Source organism: Actinomycetes bacterium, assembly GCA_024222295.1.
Lineage (GTDB): Bacteria > Actinomycetota > Acidimicrobiia > Acidimicrobiales > Microtrichaceae > JAAEPF01.
This window is the reverse complement of sequence record JAAEPF010000061.1, coordinates 1-1,599: the sequence shown is the minus strand read 5'-3', so window position 1 is coordinate 1,599 and position 1,599 is coordinate 1. Positions and strand designations below refer to the sequence as shown.

At 67.7% G+C, this 1,599-nt stretch carries 1 protein-coding gene; it reads right to left on the bottom strand.

From position 1 onward, the window contains the following. Positions 1-1,527, bottom strand: a 1,527-nt coding sequence (locus tag GY812_16260) for a hypothetical protein (protein ID MCP4437036.1), incomplete at its 3' end; no start/stop codon positions are given. Positions 1,528-1,599: the final 72 nt, after the last annotated feature.

The following is a 1,599-nucleotide window of genomic DNA, read 5'->3' as shown; positions in this document are numbered from 1 at the left end:
CGCCGGCAGGTCCATCTCGCGCAGGAACCGCCTGCCGACATCCTCCGCGCCGTCCGCCAAAGGGCCCTCGACCCAGGGTGGGTGCCAGGACAAGTGCTTCACAGTACTCTGCAACTTCTTAGACTCATAGGACCAATGCATCGTGGTCGAGGGCACGTCGCGCCCAACGTTCGCCAGCTGACCCACCAGGATCCGCACACGGTCCTCGCTCTCCAAGATCTGCCTGAGCCCACCCTTGGTCATCACACTCGGGCCCTGCACCGCGAGCCCCGCCCGCCTGTACATGGTCCGATACACGCCGAAGCCCTTCGCCCGTGCCTCGTTCAGGAGCAGCACGTTCACCATAGCCCACATCACGCGCTGCCCACGCGGACCACCAACGAACTGCCCGGTGCGGTAGCGCATCAGGTGCTGCACCCACTCCTGCACGGAGACCCGGCGAGGGCGGTCCTCGAAGAGGTCGCCGATGCCCATCGGGAACTCCAACGGGAACGCCCTCGCGAAGCGACCGACAGAACGCGCCGGGATCGGGTCGTCACTCTGGCCAGGCCACCCGTAAATCATCCGCTCCCCCGTCCGCGCGACCTCCTCGTCCTCGTCAAACTCCGGCAAATTCTCCTCCACGCACCCCGTATCCTTGTCCTGAGCAGCTCCCACGAACCTGCCGGCCATGGCCAACTCCAGCATCACATCGTCCAGGACCGCCTCCGGAGTCACGCCCCCGTCTGGGTCAGAGAACGGCCCCCCGACCCGCGGCCCGATCCAGTCCACGAGGAAATCGACGCGCACGCACTCCACGGGCACCCGATCCCTCTGCACGGCCACCACTGTGCTCTCCCCCCGCGCCGCGTCCAGCAAGCGCCCGAACAGGTCCTCCGTCGTCTCGTCATCACCAAACTTCAGCCCCTCCAAATGGCCCTCCGCCTCCGGCTGCAGCCCCGCCCACCATCGCTGCACAGCCCCGCCGTACCTGAACTGCGCCTTCTCGAGCCAAGCACTGAACACATCGTGATCGACGGCCATGGCCTCGTCTCCGTCCCCGACATCGAACTGGTCCTCATCTGCCTCCATCGCACCACCGTCGCCCGCGGCGTCCTGGCCGCCCTGGTCGCCACGCTGTGCGCCGTCGCCGTCGCGGACTCTCGCCCCTCGCTGAGCCTCATCACGCGGCCCCACGAAATGCACGTCGAAACCCGCGGCAATGAACTGCCGCGGCGTGACGACGTCGACGCCACACGGAACAGTATCCCTGGCAATGGCCTCCGCCCGAGTCACCGGCCCCGGCCCCTCGGCTTCCCCCGCCTCGTCCCCCGACAGCACGGCGCCGTCGTCGCTCTCCTTCGGCGCATAGCACCGGATGAGGTCGTCGTCCGGCAGCACATCAAACAGGCGCGGGTCGTAGTACTTGTGCATGGGCTCATTCGCAGTGCCGCCCAGGCGCCAGGGCCCGTACGTGCCGGCGAACGCGCACAGCGCCCGCAGCAGGTGCCCACAGTAGCGCCAGCGCACGTGCAGGCCCTCGACCACCTCCTTCCCGAAACCAACGTTCCGCCGCAGCATCAGACTGAAGGGCACCTTCCTCGGGTGCCAGGGCAGCAT